The organism is Eubacterium sp. LMAG:50 (genome assembly GCF_008680265.1).
Taxonomy (GTDB): domain Bacteria; phylum Bacillota; class Clostridia; order Lachnospirales; family Lachnospiraceae; genus Eubacterium_U; species Eubacterium_U album.
Map to the genome: position 1 here is coordinate 1,436,011 of NZ_NALP01000007.1, position 18,168 is coordinate 1,454,178.

The 18,168-nt window shown below is 32.7% G+C and carries 18 protein-coding genes and 1 tRNA gene; 17 read left to right on the forward strand and 2 right to left on the reverse strand.

Translation table 11 applies throughout. From position 1 onward, the window contains the following. Positions 1-29 precede the first annotated feature (29 nt). From CCC31_RS11560 to CCC31_RS11635, 16 genes are all read left to right on the forward strand, one after another. A complete protein-coding gene (locus tag CCC31_RS11560; RefSeq protein WP_290851695.1) occupies positions 30-1,385 on the forward strand; it encodes a PTS transporter subunit IIC in 1,356 nt (451 codons plus the stop codon). A gap of 147 nt (positions 1,386-1,532) precedes the next feature. After that, positions 1,533-1,940, forward strand: coding sequence for a hypothetical protein (locus CCC31_RS11565; protein WP_243003028.1), 408 nt, complete (start codon positions 1,533-1,535; stop codon positions 1,938-1,940). 81 nt (positions 1,941-2,021) lie between these two features. Further along, the gene (locus tag CCC31_RS11570) at positions 2,022-2,897 is read left to right on the forward strand and encodes a class II fructose-bisphosphate aldolase (RefSeq protein ID WP_117909803.1); all 876 of its coding nucleotides are present in this window, start codon (positions 2,022-2,024) and stop codon (positions 2,895-2,897) included. Between the two features lie 37 nt (positions 2,898-2,934). Continuing rightward, complete coding sequence (locus CCC31_RS11575; protein ID WP_117909804.1) at positions 2,935-3,456, forward strand: YjbQ family protein; 522 nt, start codon at positions 2,935-2,937, stop codon at positions 3,454-3,456. Between the two features lie 12 nt (positions 3,457-3,468). Continuing rightward, the gene (locus tag CCC31_RS11580) at positions 3,469-4,155 is read left to right on the forward strand and encodes a triose-phosphate isomerase (RefSeq protein WP_117909805.1); all 687 of its coding nucleotides are present in this window, start codon (positions 3,469-3,471) and stop codon (positions 4,153-4,155) included. Between the two features lie 282 nt (positions 4,156-4,437). Further along, positions 4,438-5,580 carry a 1-deoxy-D-xylulose-5-phosphate reductoisomerase gene (locus tag CCC31_RS11585; protein WP_290851696.1) on the forward strand — a complete coding sequence of 381 codons (1,143 nt, stop codon included), beginning with the start codon at positions 4,438-4,440 and terminating at the stop codon, positions 5,578-5,580. Positions 5,581-5,684: 104 nt separating this feature from the next. Beyond that, positions 5,685-6,338: a fructose-6-phosphate aldolase gene (gene fsa / locus CCC31_RS11590; protein ID WP_117909857.1), complete on the forward strand. Its 654-nt coding sequence runs from the start codon at positions 5,685-5,687 to the stop codon at positions 6,336-6,338. A gap of 407 nt (positions 6,339-6,745) precedes the next feature. Further along, complete coding sequence (locus tag CCC31_RS11595; RefSeq protein ID WP_022088470.1) at positions 6,746-7,663, forward strand: substrate-binding domain-containing protein; 918 nt, start codon at positions 6,746-6,748, stop codon at positions 7,661-7,663. Between the two features lie 102 nt (positions 7,664-7,765). Next, a complete protein-coding gene (pstC, locus tag CCC31_RS11600; RefSeq protein ID WP_290851698.1) occupies positions 7,766-8,659 on the forward strand; it encodes a phosphate ABC transporter permease subunit PstC in 894 nt (297 codons plus the stop codon). Between the two features lie 16 nt (positions 8,660-8,675). Next, positions 8,676-9,581, forward strand: a complete 906-nt coding sequence (gene pstA / locus CCC31_RS11605) for a phosphate ABC transporter permease PstA (RefSeq protein WP_022088472.1) — start codon at positions 8,676-8,678, stop codon at positions 9,579-9,581. Between the two features lie 58 nt (positions 9,582-9,639). After that, the gene (gene pstB, locus CCC31_RS11610; RefSeq protein WP_022088473.1) at positions 9,640-10,392 is read left to right on the forward strand and encodes a phosphate ABC transporter ATP-binding protein PstB; all 753 of its coding nucleotides are present in this window, start codon (positions 9,640-9,642) and stop codon (positions 10,390-10,392) included. 101 nt (positions 10,393-10,493) lie between these two features. After that, positions 10,494-11,132 carry a phosphate signaling complex protein PhoU gene (gene phoU, locus CCC31_RS11615; RefSeq protein WP_290851701.1) on the forward strand — a complete coding sequence of 213 codons (639 nt, stop codon included), beginning with the start codon at positions 10,494-10,496 and terminating at the stop codon, positions 11,130-11,132. 56 nt (positions 11,133-11,188) lie between these two features. Then, on the forward strand, positions 11,189-11,422 hold the full coding sequence (locus CCC31_RS11620) for a hypothetical protein (RefSeq protein WP_147365045.1): 234 nt from the start codon (positions 11,189-11,191) through the stop codon (positions 11,420-11,422). Between the two features lie 161 nt (positions 11,423-11,583). Beyond that, entirely contained in the window at positions 11,584-13,347 is a 1,764-nt protein-coding gene (locus CCC31_RS11625; RefSeq protein WP_118565555.1) for a Na/Pi cotransporter family protein, read from the forward strand. 103 nt (positions 13,348-13,450) lie between these two features. Then, complete coding sequence (locus CCC31_RS11630; RefSeq protein WP_022088477.1) at positions 13,451-14,122, forward strand: response regulator transcription factor; 672 nt, start codon at positions 13,451-13,453, stop codon at positions 14,120-14,122. Between the two features lie 4 nt (positions 14,123-14,126). After that, positions 14,127-15,482, forward strand: a complete 1,356-nt coding sequence (locus tag CCC31_RS11635; RefSeq protein ID WP_118565554.1) for an ATP-binding protein — start codon at positions 14,127-14,129, stop codon at positions 15,480-15,482. Positions 15,483-15,659: 177 nt separating this feature from the next. Here CCC31_RS11635 and CCC31_RS11640 read toward each other — a convergent pair whose 3' ends face one another. Continuing rightward, positions 15,660-16,079 carry a CBS domain-containing protein gene (locus tag CCC31_RS11640; protein WP_022088479.1) on the reverse strand — a complete coding sequence of 140 codons (420 nt, stop codon included), beginning with the start codon at positions 16,077-16,079 and terminating at the stop codon, positions 15,660-15,662. Between the two features lie 465 nt (positions 16,080-16,544). Between CCC31_RS11640 and CCC31_RS11645 the strand changes: the two genes are divergently transcribed. After that, positions 16,545-16,616 (forward strand) — tRNA-Glu (locus tag CCC31_RS11645). Between the two features lie 342 nt (positions 16,617-16,958). Here the strand turns inward: CCC31_RS11645 and CCC31_RS11650 are convergent. Next, a partial coding sequence (locus CCC31_RS11650) for an N-acetylmuramoyl-L-alanine amidase (RefSeq protein ID WP_290851705.1) occupies positions 16,959-18,168 on the reverse strand: 1,210 nt, incomplete at its 5' end.

Below are 18,168 nucleotides of genomic sequence, written 5' to 3' on the forward strand. Positions count from 1 at the left end.
TCAAATGAGATTAAGAAGGGAGAAAAAGCATGCAATATATTATTGATTTTTTTAGTTACATTAATGGTTTAGGTGCAAGCGTAATGATGCCAATTATTTTAACAATTTTTGGTGTTATTTTAGGAGCAAAGTTTGGTAAAGCCCTTAGAGGTGGATTAACAGTAGGTGTAGGTTTCATTGGACTTAACCTTGCAGTAGGACTTATTGGTACTTATTTAGCACCGGCAGTTCAGGAAATGGCCGACAGATTCCATTTATCACTTACAACTGTAGATGTAGGTTGGCCTGCAGCAGCAGCGATTGCTATGGGTACAACAATTGGTCTTATAATTATTCCAATTGGTTTAATTGTTAACATTATTATGTTACTTACAAATACAACTCAGACAATCGACGTTGATATTTGGAACTATTGGCATTTCGCATTTACAGGTTCATTAGTTGCTATTGTAACAGATAACCTTGCATATGGTATTATAGCAGCTGTTATTAATATTATTATAGTATTTGTAATTGCTGACTACACAGCACCAAAGGCAGAAGAAGTTTTAGGAATGCCGGGCGTTTCACTTCCTCATGGATTTACAGCAGCCTTTGTTCCATTTGCAATCGTAGTTAACTGGATTATCGATAAGATTCCGGGAGTTAACAAGATCGATATTAATATTGAAAAATTACAGAAGAAATTCGGTGTATTTGGTGAACCAATTATTATTGGTACAGTATTAGGTCTTGTTATCGGAGTATTAGCAGGATATCCATTAAAAGACATTTTAACATGTGGTATTTACTTAGGTGCTGCATTAGTACTTATTCCAAAAATGGCTGCATTACTTATGGAAGGTCTTATGCCAATTTCAGAAGCAGCTCAGGGATTTATTTCAAAGAGATTCTCAAACAGAGGAAAGATTTATATTGGACTTGACTCAGCAGTAGGTGTAGGACATCCTGTTACATTAACAGTATCACTTATTCTTGTACCGATTGCTGTATTCCTTGCAGTTATTCTTCCTGGAAACACAGTACTTCCAATGACTGACTTATCAGTATTACCATATATGTTCGTATTAATTGTACCATTAGTTGGTGGTAATGGATTCCGTGCAATTATAACAGGTATTGTTGCATTAATCGGTGGTTTATATATTTCAACTGACCTTGCAGCAGTTACTACATCTGTAGCTCATACAGTAGATGCAGCTACATATGATGGTGTTACAAAGATTTCATCAATTTGTGATGGTGCAAACCCACTTACATGGCTTATTTACAGAGCAGGTAACTTAAGCATTATAGCATTAGTGGTTGTGGGAATTGTAGCACTTGCATTAGCTTTCTTAAACAGACAGCGTATTATTAAAGCAGCTCATGCTGAAGAAAAATAAAAATGAAAGGTAAATGTATATATGAAAAGTTATGTGTATAATAAATCACACTATTTCATTCAACATACTTTACCGGGGTTATTCACACTCCTGATTGGGCTTTATTGCCTAATCAGGCAGGTGATGACCGGATTTAGTGGTTTGTTGATGTTTATATTAATCATTTGTGTATATAATGTGTGGAATGAATTTATATCTTTAAGTAATCCGTATGAATTTGAATTGGGAAAAGACAGTGTAACTTTTCGTGCATACAAACAGGAACATACTTATAAGATAAGTGAAATGACAAATTTCTCAATGAGAATGGTTGCAGGAAATACATCAATATATATGAATATAAATAAAGGTGGGATTTTAAAAGGAAGATATTGGATTAGAGTATCTGAATTTGAAGAACAGGATGAAATAGTAGATTATTTTTATGATTTAGATGAAAAAGTTAATCCGGATTCTGTTGTTACCAGAGCAAGAAAAGAAGGTAGAGAAAGATTAGCTCAGAAAAAAGAACTGGAAAAACAGAAGAAAATCAGTAAGAAATTAGTTAAAAATTAATTAGTATATAGTAAATTTGAAAACAATGTAATTAAAATAGATTATTTTATTTAATCCATAGGATTGATAGGAGGGATAGTAATGCTGGTAACATTAAAAGAATTACTTGATGAAGCGAAAGTAGAACATAAGGCAGTTGGAGCTTTTAACGGTACAACACTAGAAGCAATCAGAGGAATTATTCAGGCGGCGGAAGAACTTAATTCACCTGTTATATTACAGCATGCACAAAGCCATGATGATTTAATTGATTTAGAAGAGATAGGACCGGTTATGAAGTATTATGCTGAAAGGGCGAAAGTTCCTGTTGCATTACATTTAGACCATGGTTCAAGTTTTGATAGATGTGTTCAGGCTTTAAAATTAGGCTTTACATCCGTTATGTATGATGCATCAGCTAAAAGTTTTGAAGAAAATGCAGCAGAAACAGCAGAAATAGTTAAAATTGCACATGCAGTTGGAGCAAGTGTTGAAGCTGAATTGGGACATATTTTCACATCAAAAGTCGTACAGGGTGAAGGAGCAGGAGCTGATAGCACTGATGATTATGAAGACTTAGATAACATATATACAGATCCTGAAGTAGCAAAGAAGTTTGTTGAAATGACAAATGTAGATTGCCTTGCAGTTGCATTTGGTACGACACACGGAGTATATCTGACTGAACCAAAATTGGATTTACCTAGAGTTGCAAGACTTAGAGAAGCAACAAACATTCCATTGGTTATGCATGGTGGTTCAGGAGTATCAGATGAGGATTATGCTGTAGCTATTGAAAATGGAATTTGTAAAGTTAATTACTATACATATATGAATACAGCAGGTGGAAAAGCATCAAAGGAATATTGGCAGGATGATAGTAAGCCATTGTTCTATGACTCAATGTCATTAGTTGCAACAGAAGCAATTAAAGAGGATGTAAAGCGTGCAATAAAGGTATTTCAGAAAATAAAATAATTAACTACTACTTAATTTTATGAAAAGGAGAGTATAGATGGCAGTATATAAAGAAACAATTATGTTAAAATCACACGGTGGTACACCAACATATGTAAATATTACACCACAGGTTAGAGAAGCAATAGAGAAAAGTGGAATAAAGAATGGAATTTGTGTAGCAATTTCACCACATACAACATGCTCAGTATTTTTTGAAGAATTTGTACATGATTACAATGAAGCAGGAGATGAATTTTTACAGGAAGATTTGAATGATGTATTAAAGAAAATCATACCTGATCATGTAAATGCAGATCAGTATAATTATCCTGGTGAAGAACATTATAAAGCTGTTGAATCATGGCCTGATGCAGCTACATATTTACCAAATGGTGATAGAACAGCCTTATTTAATGGAGATGCCCATTTAAGATCTACACTTGTTGGTTCAAGTGCCACATTGGAAGTTGATGATGGAAAATTGGGTGTAGGACCTACGGGATATGTTTATTTTGTAGATTTTGACAGAACAAGAGAAAGAACAAGAAAATGTAAAATTATTGTTATAGGAGAATAGGAGGAGAGTAAAATGGCAAAAGCAGAATCCCCTTTTTTGATTGTTAATCCAAAGTCATATTTATATGGTGAAAAAAGTTTGGAATTAGCAAAGGCAGCAGATAAAACTGCAAAAGAAACAGGACTTCAGATTTATTTTACATGCCCATATGCTGACATAAGATTAATAAAGGAAAATACAGAAAATCTTATTGTGTGTGCTCAATCAATGGATCCTTTGACTCCTGGAAGAGGAATGGGACATGTACTTCCTGAATCATTAAAGGAAGCAGGAGCAGAGGCAGTATTTTTAAATCATGCTGAAAATCCTAAAACAGTTTCAGATTTATATGCAACAATTAAAAGAGCAAAAGAATTAGGAATGATTACAATAGTTTGTGCAGATTCAACAGTTGAGGCAAAGGCAGTTGCATGTATGGATCCTGATATAGTATTAGCAGAACCAACAGATTTGATTGGAACAGGAAAGGTAGCAGATGACTCATATACTATTGAAACAGTAAAGGGTCTTCACGAGGTTAATCCTAATGTATTAGTAATGATTGCATCAGGAGTAAGCACAGCAGATGATTGCTATAATGTAGTAAAACTTGGAGCAGATGGAACAGGTGCTACATCAGGTATTTTAAATGCACCATCTCCGGCACAGAGAGTACATGAAATGGCTGAGGCAATCGTTAAAGCTAAAAAAGAGAAATAGCCACATTGACATAACTAGTCTTTCATAATTTGGGGAGTAATACTAAATAATTTTTATTACTCCCTACCTTTTTGCATAAATTATATACTTAACATCTGGTTTGAGGGGCAACTACTTTATTTTTTACAAAAAATGTGATATTCTTGTCTTAGATTTTGCTTAATTTTACAAAAATTATACTTTTAAATAATAAAATAAAAGATAAATATAAGAGATTAAGAAATAATAGAGAAAGAATATATAATGATGTTTCCTTAAATGAAGGAGACAGAATGGAGTATCATGAAGAATATTTCAATATTGGGGTCTACTGGTTCAGTGGGAACTCAGACACTGGAAATTGTAAGAACTAATAATGATTTAAAAGTAGTTGCAATTGCAGCTAAGAAAAATATAAAGAAACTTGAAGAACAAATTAGAGAATTTAATCCTGAAATTGTATGTGTTTATGAAGAAAAGGCGGCTGAACAATTAAAGATTGCTGTTGCAGATAAAAATATAAAGATTGTAACAGGAATGGATGGCTTAATTGAGGCAGCAACATATGATAAGGCTGAATTAGTTGTAACGGCTTTTGTGGGAATGATAGGAATAGTACCTACATTAGAATGTATAAAAGCCGGAAAAGATATTGCATTGGCTAATAAGGAAACACTTGTTACAGCAGGACATTTGGTAATGGATTTAGCAAAGAAACATAATGTGAAAATATTACCGGTTGATAGTGAACATAGTGCAATTTTCCAGTCAATTAATGGAGAAAATCATAAAGAGATTGATAAGATAATATTAACAGCTTCAGGTGGACCGTTTAGAACGGTAGACAAAGCTAAACTGAAAGATGTTACTGTTGAAGATGCTTTGAAACATCCAAATTGGAAAATGGGTCCAAAGATTACAATAGATTCAGCAACTATGGTAAATAAAGGATTAGAGGTATTAGAGGCAAAATGGTTATTTGATGTAGATGTCGATGATGTTCAGATAGTTATTCAACCTCAGAGTATTATTCATTCTATGGTACAGTTTAGGGATGGTGCTGTTATGGCTCAATTAGGTTTACCTGATATGAAATTACCAATTCAATATGCAATTTATTATCCGGAGAGAAGATATCTTGCCGGAGAAAGAGCAGATTTTGGAAAAATAGCCCAAATTACATTTGAAGACCCGGACTTTGAAAAATTTAAAGGTTTATCACTTGCATATAGAGCAGGAAAGATAGGAGGTTCTATGCCTACGGTTCTTAATGCAGCAAATGAAAAAGCAGTTGCAATGTTTTTAAACCGACAGATAAGTTTTTTGGAAATTACGGAAATTATTGAATATTGTATGAGTTATCATCAGACTATTCATAATCCGACGGTACAACAGATATTGGATATTGAACAATGGGTGGATGAAATAGTTGATAAAAGATGGTAACATAATTAATTTGCGTATTGTAGGTTGAAAATAAACAGATTTGGGATAATGGGATGAAGAAAGGAGAGTATGAGATATATGAAAAGTCTCATACAAATAACATTATGAAGTTTTTTATTGACACAGCAAACGTAGATGATATCAGAAAGGCAAATGATATGGGAGTTATTTGTGGTGTAACTACAAACCCATCATTGATTGCTAAAGAGGGAAGAAATTTTAACGAAGTTATTAAAGAAATTACTACTATTGTAGATGGACCTATAAGCGGTGAAGTTAAAGCAACAACAACTGATGCAGAGGGTATGATTGCAGAAGGAAGAGAAATAGCTTCAATTCATCCGAATATGGTTGTAAAGATTCCAATGACTGTCGAGGGCTTGAAGGCTGTCAAGGTACTTTCAAAAGAAGGAATTAAAACAAATGTTACTTTGATTTTTTCAGCAAATCAGGCAATACTTGCAGCTGAGGCAGGTGCATCATATGTATCACCATTCCTAGGAAGACTTGATGATATTAATCAGCCGGGAATTGATTTAATAAGAACAATAGCAGAAATTTTTGATATTTACGGATATGAAACTGAAATTATAGCTGCATCTGTACGAAATCCAATTCATGTTACGGATTGTGCATTAGCAGGAGCTGATATTGCTACAGTTCCTTATAAGGTAATTGAGACAATGACAAAACATCCTTTAACAGATCAGGGAATAGCAAAGTTTCAGGCTGATTATAAAGCCGTATTCGGAGAATAAGAAAGTTCGATTGTAACGAGCCGAACTCAAAGATGCTACGCATCTTTTTCGTTACGGCTGTCGCGGATAAAAAAGAAAAGTTCGATTAAGTTCGATTGTAACGAGCGCAACTCAAAGATGCTACGCATCTTTTTCGTTACGGCTGTCGCCGCATAAATAAAGAAAGACCAACACCAATTTTCAAGCAAGCTTGAAACGTGGCGTTGGTCTTTTTTTATTTGCGTGGCTCGTTACAATCGAACTTTACGTATTTTTTACTTAGAGATGGTTATGGATTTTACATTGGGCATTTATGATTAAGAAGAATTAACAAATGCGCATATTTAGTTAATTATTTTTAAACTAAATAAAAGAAAATGTAAATTAGAGCGATGAAATAAATCGTCAGATTATGGAGGAATTAAGAAATGAGAAAATTAGCAGTTTTAGCACTTAGTGCAGCATTAGTTATGGGAACAATGACAGGTTGTGGTTCTACAAATTCAGACGCAAAGAATTCTGATAATGCAGGAACAAATAAAAGCGCAAGTTCAGAAACAGGATTTGATACATCTAAAGATATTTCAGTTGTTTCAAGAGAAGATGGTTCTGGTACAAGAGGAGCTTTCATTGAATTAACAGGTGTTGAAGAAAAAGATGCAGATGGAAATAAGGTTGATAACACAACATTAGATGCAAGCATTACAAACAGCACAGAAGTAATGATGACAACGGTGTCAGGAAATGATTACGCAATCGGTTATGCTTCACTTGGTTCATTAAATGACACAGTTAAGGCAGTTAAAGTAGGTGGAGTTGAAGCTACAGCAGATAACATTAATGCAGGTACATATACACTTGCAAGACCATTTAACATCGTAACAGGTGATAGCGTAAGTGAAGTAGCACAGGATTTCATTAACTATATTATGAGTGAAGATGGACAGAAAATTATTTCAGACAATGGTTATATCGAAGTAGAAAATACAGGAAGTTTTACATCATCCAAAGTAAAAGGAAGCATCGTAGTAGCCGGTTCTTCATCAGTAACTCCTGTAATGGAAAAATTAAAAGAAGCTTATGCCAAAGTTAACTCAAATGCATCAATTGAAATTCAGGAAAGTGATTCTACAACAGGTGTTAATTCAGCAATTGAAGGAACATGTGATATCGGAATGGCATCAAGAGATTTAAAGGATGAAGAAAAAGGAGTTAAGGCAACAGCAATTGCAAAAGACGGTATTGCAGTAATTGTTAATAATAACAACACAATTGATGACTTAACAGTAGATCAGATTAAAGATATTTTTACAGGTGCAGTTACAACTTGGGCAGATGTTAAATAATAACATAAAGATATAATCTGGTAAAAATCAGAAAAAGATTAAAGCCTGGCTGACAACGTATTAACTGGTAAGTCGGGCTTTAGAAATATATGAGGAAAAGAAATGCAGGAAAATAATAATGTAGGAGCAAATAAAGGTTGGAAGAAATTTAAAGAAGTATTTATGGAAATAATATTTTTAATTGCAGCCTGTGTGTCAATTGCAGCGGTAGCTTTGATTTGCATATTCTTATTTGCAAATGGAATACCGGCAATAAAAGAAATTGGATTTACTAAATTTATATTTGGTACACAATGGCGTCCGACGAATAACATATATGGTATTTTACCAATGATTGTAGGAAGTATATACGTTACAGCCGGAGCATTGATTATAGGTGTACCAATTGGACTTTTAACAGCTATATTTTTAGCAAGATTTTGTCCAAAGCCTTTGTACAAAATACTTAAACCGGGAATTGAACTCATGGCTGGAATTCCATCAGTAATTTATGGATTCTTTGGTCTGGTGGTTTTGGTGCCAATGGTAAGAGATAATTTTGGTGGCGATGGACTTAGCATGCTTACAGCAAGCATTTTACTTGGAATGATGATTTTACCTACAATTATTTCGGTATCTGAATCTTCAATAAGAGCAGTGCCGGATAAATATTATCAGGGAGCATTAGCACTTGGTGCAACTCATGAAAGAAGTGTTTTCCTTACTGTTGTTCCGGCAGCAAAATCAGGAATTTTGGCAGCGATTATATTAGGAGTAGGAAGAGCAATAGGAGAAACAATGGCAGTAATTATGGTTGCAGGAAATCAGCCAAGAATGCCGGAGGGTATGTTAAAAGGTGTTAGAACGTTAACAACAAATATAGTAATGGAAATGGGATATGCTGCGGGATTACATAGAGAGGCACTTATAGCAACAGGTGTTGTTCTGTTTGTATTTATTCTTATAATCAATCTCCTGTTTTCAATTATAAAAAATAAAGAAAAACATCAATATTAAAGGAGTAAAGTAGATTATGAATAATGACAAATTATCACAAATAAAAGGAATAAATAAAGTTTCCTTTTTACAGAGATTAAAAAGTTATAAAAGAAAACCGGGCTCCTTTATATTGTTATTATTAGTTGGATTAGCAGCACTAGCAACAACATTATGCTTAGGTTTTATAGTTTGCTATATATTAATTAAAGGTATACCAAACCTTACACCTGATTTATTTGCATGGGAATATAATTCAGAAAATGTATCAATGATGCCGGCGATTATAAATACTATATCAATGACATTGTTGTCACTTCTTTTTTCAGCACCAATTGGAATATTTTCAGCAATATATCTTGTGGAATATGCAAAAAGAGGAAATAAACTTGTTGGAATTATGCGAATAACAGCAGAAACATTAACAGGAATTCCTTCTATTGTATATGGCTTATTTGGAGCATTATTCTTTGTTTCAACTCTTAAATGGAAACTTTCATTAATGGCAGGTGCATGTACATTAGCGATTATGGTACTTCCTGTAATATTAAGAACAACAGAAGAAGCATTAATGTCTGTGCCGGATTCATATAGAGAAGGAAGTTTCGGACTTGGAGCAGGAAAGTTAAGAACAGTATTTAAGGTAGTTTTACCGTCAGCCATTCCCGGAATTCTGTCAGGAGTTATTCTTGCAATAGGTAGAATTGTAGGTGAAACAGCAGCTTTAATTTATACGGCAGGTGCAGCTACAAAGGTAGCAGGAGGTTTATTTGAATCAGGAAGAACTTTAGCAGTTCATATGTACAGCCTTTCAAGAGAAGGATTACATACAGACCAGACATATGCTACAGCAGTAGTACTTTTAATTATGGTACTTCTTATAAATGGAGCATCAGGACTTATTGCAAAGAAATTTGAAAAGGCAAGTGGCGGAGAAAAATAAAGCTAAATAATAATAAAAAAAATGAAAAGAATTCCGAATGAATTTAAAGGAGAAAGAAATGAGTAGTAAATTTGATGTAAAAAATTTGAATTTATATTATGGCGAATATCATGCCCTAAAAAATGTAAATATGGAAATACCTGAAAAACAGATTACAGCATTCATCGGACCTTCAGGATGCGGAAAATCAACTTTCCTTAAGACATTAAACAGAATGAATGATTTAGTTGAAGGATGCAAAATAACAGGTGATATAAAGTTAGATGGTGAAGATATATATGGAAATATGGATGTAAATCTTTTGAGAAAAAGAGTAGGAATGGTATTTCAGAATCCAAATCCATTCCCAATGAGTGTGTATGACAATATAGCTTATGGACCAAGAACACATGGAATCCATTCAAAAAGTAAATTAGATGAAATAGTAGAAAAGTCATTGAGACAGGCTGCAATTTGGGATGAATTAAAAGACAGATTGAAAAAATCAGCTTTAGGATTATCTGGTGGACAGCAACAAAGATTATGTATTGCAAGGGCATTAGCAGTTGAACCGGAAGTTATTTTAATGGATGAACCTACATCAGCACTTGATCCTATTTCTACATCAAAGATTGAAGATTTAGCATTAGAGCTTAAAGATAAATATACAATTATTATGGTAACTCATAATATGCAACAGGCAACAAGAATTTCAGATAATACAGCCTTCTTTTTACTTGGAGAAGTAATTGAATATGATAATACAGAAAAACTATTCTCAATGCCTAAAAATAAAAAGACAGAAGAGTACATTACAGGAAGATTTGGCTGATTTTATAACACGTTGGTCGTTATATATCGAATATATATTAAAAGAGCAAATGTTCTACAAGGCATATGAATGTTATCAATGGAAAGAGAGGTTGGATGAAAATGAGAGATAAATATATGAAACAGTTGGAAAACTTAAACAACAATATGATTGAAATGGGGGCAATGATTGAAAAATCTATAGAGAATGCGATTTCTGCATTAGTAAGACAGGATGTTGAAACAGCAAAGAAAGCGATTGAATATGATGCTGAAATTGACGAAATGGAAAAGAATATAGAAAACATGTGCATGAAAATTTTACTAAGCCAGCAACCGGTAGCAAGTGATTTACGTACGGTTTCATCAGCTTTAAAAATGGTTACCGATATGGAAAGAATAGGTGACCATGCAGCAGATATTTCAGAAATAACAATAATGATGGCAGATAAGCCATATAGATGTAAATTAGAAAAGATTGAGAAAATGGCAAAAGAAACAATGATAATGCTTGTCCAAAGTATAGAGTCATATGTTAACAAGGATATTGAGAAAGCTAAAGCGGTAATAAATCATGATGATATAATTGATGGATTATTTGACGAAGTAAAAAAAGCCCTGATTGTTGCCATAAAAGATGATGATGAAGATGGAGAACAAATGGCAGATTTATTAATGGTAGCAAAATATTTAGAGAGAATAGGCGACCATGCAACAAATATATCCGAATGGGTAATTTATTCAATTACAGGAAAAAGATAAAAAACATTAAATTACAGTTTAAGCCAAAGGATGAAATAGGCGGAATGGAGTGTATTATGAATAGCATTTATTTAATAGCCGATAAAATTACAAAGGGAAAAAATATTAGTACATATAAGATGTTTTTAGTATTAAGTGTAGTGACATGGTTAATTGGAATGTCTGTTATAACAGTTCCATTTTTTATAACAGGTAAGATTTCCTGGCAGATAATGACAATTATTATAGGATATCCGACAACATTTTGCGGATTATTTGGTGGAACAATATATTTATATCGTAAAGATTGAAATTTTACATAGATTTTACATAAATATCCCTCTGACTTTACACCACTAAAATACAATGCAAATGTAAAAAGAATGTAAATAAAAACATAAGACATAAAGCCTAAGTAGTTTAACATATATAATTGGCAGTAAGGCTTTAGGAAAAGCACAGGAGGAAATTTATGGATATTTTCAATGTATTGTCCCTTATTGGAGGATTAGCGTTATTTCTTTATGGAATGAATGTTATGGGGGATGGACTTGCTAAGACAGCAGGTGGAAAATTAGAAAAAATATTGGAAAAACTTACATCAACACCTATAAAAGGCGTTATTTTAGGTGCTGCAGTAACAGGAGTAATTCAAAGTTCATCAGCTACAACTGTTATGGTGGTAGGCTTTGTTAACTCGGGAATAATGAAACTGACGCAGGCGGTTGGAATTATTATGGGTGCAAATATAGGAACAACGGTAACATCATGGATTCTTAGTTTGTCAGGAATTCAAAGTGATAATTTTTGGATTAAAATGTTGAAACCGTCATCATTTTCACCAATATTAGCTGTTATAGGTATTGTATTTTTATTATTTACAAAAAGTGAAAAGAAACATGATATTGGAACAATTCTTCTTGGATTTGCCGTTTTAATGTTTGGAATGGAAACAATGAGCGCAGCAGTAAAACCATTGGCGAATGTTCCTGAATTTACAAATATTCTTACTATGTTTTCTAATCCAATACTTGGTATGTTGGCAGGTGCAGTTCTTACAGCGGTGATTCAGAGTTCATCGGCATCAGTAGGAATTTTACAGGCATTATGTGCTACGGGATTTGTATCATATGGAGTTGCAATACCGATTATAATGGGACAGAATATAGGAACATGTGTTACAGCATTGATTTCAAGTATAGGTGCTAAGAAAAACGCAAAGAGAGCAGCTTTTGTACATTTATATTTTAATGTAATTGGAACTACAGTATTTATGATTGTATTTTACCTTGTAAATGGATTTATGCATTTCTCATTTTTAGGTGATGCAACAAATGCAGCAGGAATAGCAATAGTTCATAGTTTATTTAATGTAGGTGCAACAATATTGCTTTTACCTTTTGGTAAGGTTCTTGTTAAGCTTGCAACACTTACGGTAAGAGATGAAAAAGAATCAGAAGATATTGCAGAAGATAAAACATTAGAAATGCTTGATGCTCGTTTTCTTGAAAAACCTGCATTTGCTGTAGTACAAAGTGTAAGCGTTACAAAGAAAATGGCTTCATTGTCAAGAGATGCTTTATTTAAGGCAATGAGTCTGTTTGAAAATTATGATAAAAAAACAGCTGAAGATGTAGTAAAACTGGAAAATAAAATTGACCAGTATGAGGATCAGCTTGGAACATATTTAGTAAAATTAAGCAGTAAGCAGTTATCCTTAAATGATAGCCAGACAGTATCAATTATGCTTCATGTAATTGGGGATTTTGAAAGAATCGCAGATTATGCGATTAATATAAGTAAAAAGGCAGAAGATATGCACAGTAAAGGATTGAAATTCTCATATGTTGCCTCAAAGGAACTTCAGGTGTATGGAGATGCCCTTAAAGAGATTATGAATATGACTGTAGATGTGTTTACGGCAGATAATTTGGATGAGGCTGTAAGGGTAGAGCCACTTGAAGAAGTAATAGACAGACTTAATTCTAAGATAAAGAAAAATCATGTTAAACGATTACAAAATGGAGAATGTACAATAGATATTGGTTTAATTCTCGAAGATACAATTACTAATTACGAAAGAGTTGCAGATCATTGCTCAAATGTAGCAGTATGTATGTTGCAGGTAAGAGAAGATGAATATGGAACACATGAATATTTAGATAATGTTAAACATGATGATACACAGTTTAAAAAATTATATCAGGAATATAAAGAAAAGTACTATTTAAACTAAGAATATGATATGCTTTAGTTATGTTATGTGAATAAAAAATGAGCATAATATTAGTATGCAGATTAGACAGAAATAGTTTTATGATAAACACAAGGAGGAAGATATGGCTTTAATATATATTGTTGAAGATGATAAAAACATACAGGAAATAGAAATGTTTGCATTAAAAAACATAGATTACGCTGTAGAGGGATTTGAATGTGCCGGAGATTTTTACAAAAGGCTGTACGAGAAACTTCCGGACCTTGTGTTGTTAGATGTGATGCTTCCGGATGAAGATGGTCTTGAAATAGTAAAAAAATTAAGAAAAAGACCGGATACCATGAGAGTGCCAATCATCATGGTTACAGCTAAAACAACAGAAATAGATAAAGTAAAAGGACTTGATATGGGAGCAGATGATTATATAACCAAACCATTTGGAGTAATGGAACTTATATCAAGGGTAAAGGCACTTCTTAGAAGAAGCAGAAATCTGCAGGAAGAAAAAATGATATCTATAGGTAATGTGTTTATGGATACTGAAAAAAGAGCTGTTTATGTAAATGATGAGCCTTGTGAACTTACATACAAAGAATTTGAACTATTAAAATTACTTATGATTAATGCAGGAATTGTATTACATAGAGATACAATAATGGCAGACGTATGGGGAACAGATTACGAAGGTGAATCAAGAACATTAGACATGCATATAAAAACTTTAAGACACAAACTTAAAGAGGCAGGAAATAGAATTAAGACGGTAAGAAATGTAGGATATAGGATGGAGTAATGTAATGAAGAAAAAAATAAATATGCAATTTATTATAGTTTCATTTATTGCTATTATATTAACTATGAGTTTGTCTGTAGGAACATTTTATGAATTGTTTGTACAGGAAATGAGAAATGACATGAAAGCATACACCCATGTACTTAGAAGTGCAGGGGTGTTTAATGCGTCTAATGAGGAAAAATTAAATCTCAAAAACGAAGATTTGCGAATAACAATAATAGATGCAGATGGAACTGTTGTTTATGATAATGAAGCAAATGATATTGAAATGGATAATCATAAAGACAGACCTGAAATAGAATCGGCGCTCAAAAATGGTGAGGGCTCAGATGTTAGAAAATCTTCAACTCTTAATAAGAGCACATATTATTATGCAGTACTTTTGGATGATGGACAGGTTTTAAGAATTGCAAAAGAAGCTAGTAGTGTGTGGAATATTTTTATAAAAGTGCTTCCGCTTATTTTAGGAATCATAATATTAATGCTTTTTTCTGTTGGAATTATTACTCATTATATTACAAAAAGTATTGTAAAACCGGTAGAAGAACTTGCTAATAATATTGATGAAATAAAAGATATAAAAACATATAAAGAGATACAGCCTTTTATCGATACAATAAAGAAACAACATGAGGATATAGTAAAAAATTCTCATGTGCGGCAGGAATTTACAGCGAACGTATCGCATGAATTAAAGACTCCTCTTACATCCATTTCAGGATATTCGGAATTAATTGAAAATGGAATGGCAACACAGGAAGATACTATAAGATTTGCAGGAGAAATACACAAAAGTTCTCAAAGACTTCTAACACTTATAAATGACATCATAGAATTGTCTGAACTTGATTCGTCAGAAAGCAAAGTTGCAATGGAAACAGTAAATATATACGACATTGCAAAAAATTGTGTGGAAATGCTTAAATTTAATGCTAAAGATCATGGAGTCAATTTAAAATTTGAAGGAACACCATGTAATATAACTGCTAATAAGATGATGATGGAAGAATTAGTGTATAATCTTCTGAGTAATGCTATCAGATATAACAGAGAGGGTGGAAGTGCCACTGTACGTGTTAATAAAATATTAGATAGAGTAAATCTTGAGGTACTAGATACCGGAATAGGAATTTCAAAGGAAAATCAGAAACGAATATTTGAAAGATTTTACAGAGTTGATAAGAGCAGGTCAAAATCAACAGGTGGAACAGGACTTGGACTAGCAATAGTTAAGCATATTTTGATAAAACATAATGCACAGCTTGAACTCGAGAGTACCGAAGGAAAGGGAACTCATATAACAGTAATCTTCCAACCATCACAAAAAAAAGGCTTAATCAATAATAAAATCCGGTAGCCGGATGAACGATGGTTAGAATAAAAGTATAAAGAAATGTAAATGAAAAGGCTTATAATATAGAAGAATCGAATACTTTTGTATTATAAGCCTTTTATAAGAAAAAAAAGTATGAAAAAAATTTGAACACAAAGAAAAGTTGAAAAATGTGTTCACAAATTTAAGATAATAGTCATTTTATGCATTGCTTTCAGAAGGTTGTGTTGAACCAACAAAACTTCTGATTATGTCCTGTCTTGTTACGATGCCAATAAAATAATCTCTGTCATCTGTAACAGGAATAAAATTCTGGCTCATTGAGCGATTTAACAGCTCATCCATTTTCACATCTACGCGAACTGCCGGATTATAATTTTTCTTTATTATATCTTTAACCAAATAAGGTTTTTCACTTTTTACCTTATTGTTCATATAGTCAACAAGACTCCATAAAAAGTCACTAACGCTAACACAACCTACATATTTTTCATCCTTTGATAAAACCGGAATAGCGGTATAACCATGTTCCTTCATAGCTTCTAATCCCTGTTCAAATGTAAATGTGTCATATATGTAGGAAACCTCTGATTTATTTTTTAATAACATTAAAACGTTCATATAATTTATACTATGCAGATATTCTGCAACCCTTTCTCAATTATTCAAAAACTAAAATTGCGAAACAATTATAAAATTTCTGTTGTGATACATGTCTGGTTCGACAAAAGAACGCTCGCGCTGCTTGCCGCTCGTAGCAGTTCTAAATATTCAGCACACAGACAGACTTTGAAACCTGCGGTTTCATTCAGCCTATGCACTAAATATTTGAACCGACGGCGTCAAATGCACTTTCGTCAAACCAGACATGTATCACAAACAAAATTTTGTTTAAGAGTGTTTCGATTTTATGATTTTATGATAATTGAAGAATGTGTACAAAATTAAAAGAAAGTTTGATAATTTTATGAAAGATTATTAAAGATAAAGTTAGGAAAAAGAAGAGTGTAAATAATAAAAGTGTAAATAATAAAAGTGCTTGCAAATTTGACGGTTCTTGTTATAATAGTACAGTAATATTTTTTAGGCCTGTTGGTCAAGAGGTTAAGACGCCGCCCTCTCAAGGCGGAATCACGGGTTCAATTCCCGTACAGGCTGCTTGTAGAATCACAGAATTATTTCTGTGATTTTTTTGTATGAGATAAGATTTTACTTATGGAACGAAGTATTCAAAGTTCTTTACTGCGTAACTTATAGAGGGGTGAGGAACCATATTTTTCTTAGCAATTAAGGAAAATTCTCAAGTTCAGCGGCATCTTTAAAATATTTTAATTGTAGTAACTCCATAAAAAAATCCACTATCTATAATTAATAATATCTGTAAGTCATAATATGCCATACTATTTATAATTTTAATATAGGCGATAAAAAAACAATAATTCTAAAAATGAAAAATATATAAAATTCATTATAGGCATATAAAAAGAATAAATGAAAAACTTACATCTTCTTGCCGGAAGCGTTAAATTTATAAGTTTTTATCCCATCATTAAAATATGTATTTGTTACTAAAGACCCATTTCCTGTTGCAAGATATTTTGCTCCTTTAACGGTAATCCAACCTGTACACATTTCTCCGGTAGAAGGGCTTAAGTAAAATTTCCTGTTATCTACAGTTAAAAAACCTGTTTTCATTTTTCCGGTAACAGTGTCAAAATAATACCATTTACCGGAGTATTTAACCCAACCGGTTACGATGTTGTTGTCGCCTGTTAAATAATATGTATCCTTACCGTCTTTTACAAATTTACCGGAAATTATTTCTTTATTTAGTCCAAAATATGAAATGATGGAATCGGCATCCTTTTTACCAAGAAGGTATCTTTTAGCTACTGTATTAAAATATTTTTTGCAGTCAGATTTATTTGTGATATATCCGTGCTCAATAATAACACTTGGAATATTGTATAAAACACCATTTCTGACAATAGAATAATAATCCATTCTAGACCCGTTTTTGTAATGCAAACCTTTGTATTTTCGCATCCAAAAACCACGTTTTTTTAATCCTAAGGAATGTAAGTTCTTTAAGGCAATTTTACCAAATGAGGTAGTTTGTAAATGAATTCTTTTATTATAACCGGAGTCATATGCTGCAAGCATTAAAGCACCGGTTTTATTTTTATTTTCATTAGCATTGATATGAAGACTTATTAAAAAATCAGCATTAAGTCTTTTTGAATATCTGTTTCTTGCTGTAAGGCAGTCTCCAAGTCCGAGGGTAGAGAGACAATTATTGGTTGTTCTTGTCGTATAAACTGTAATGTCACCATAATTGTCTAATTTGTTTTTGCATGCTTTAGAAATATCAAGTACAATATCTTCTTCTTTAAGTCCATATCCACGGGCACCGATATGCTTTTTGCAATGACCGGGATCAAGAACTATGACCTTAGAAGTTAAAGGCGATAAGTCAGATTTAATATAATCAGATTTATCTGAAGGTAAAGAAACGGTCTTAGTATCGTTACTTAAAGAAGTTTCTGATAAGTTGTAGGTTGTAGTGACTTCATTTGTAGTACTTTCATTTAAAGAAGTATCTGCAACAGAAGCCTTTGTATTTGTAGAAAATGTTAAAGTGCATGTAAGCATTGATAAAATTAGTGTGTGTTTTAAAATCCTTTTCATTATAATATGTACCTTCCAATGA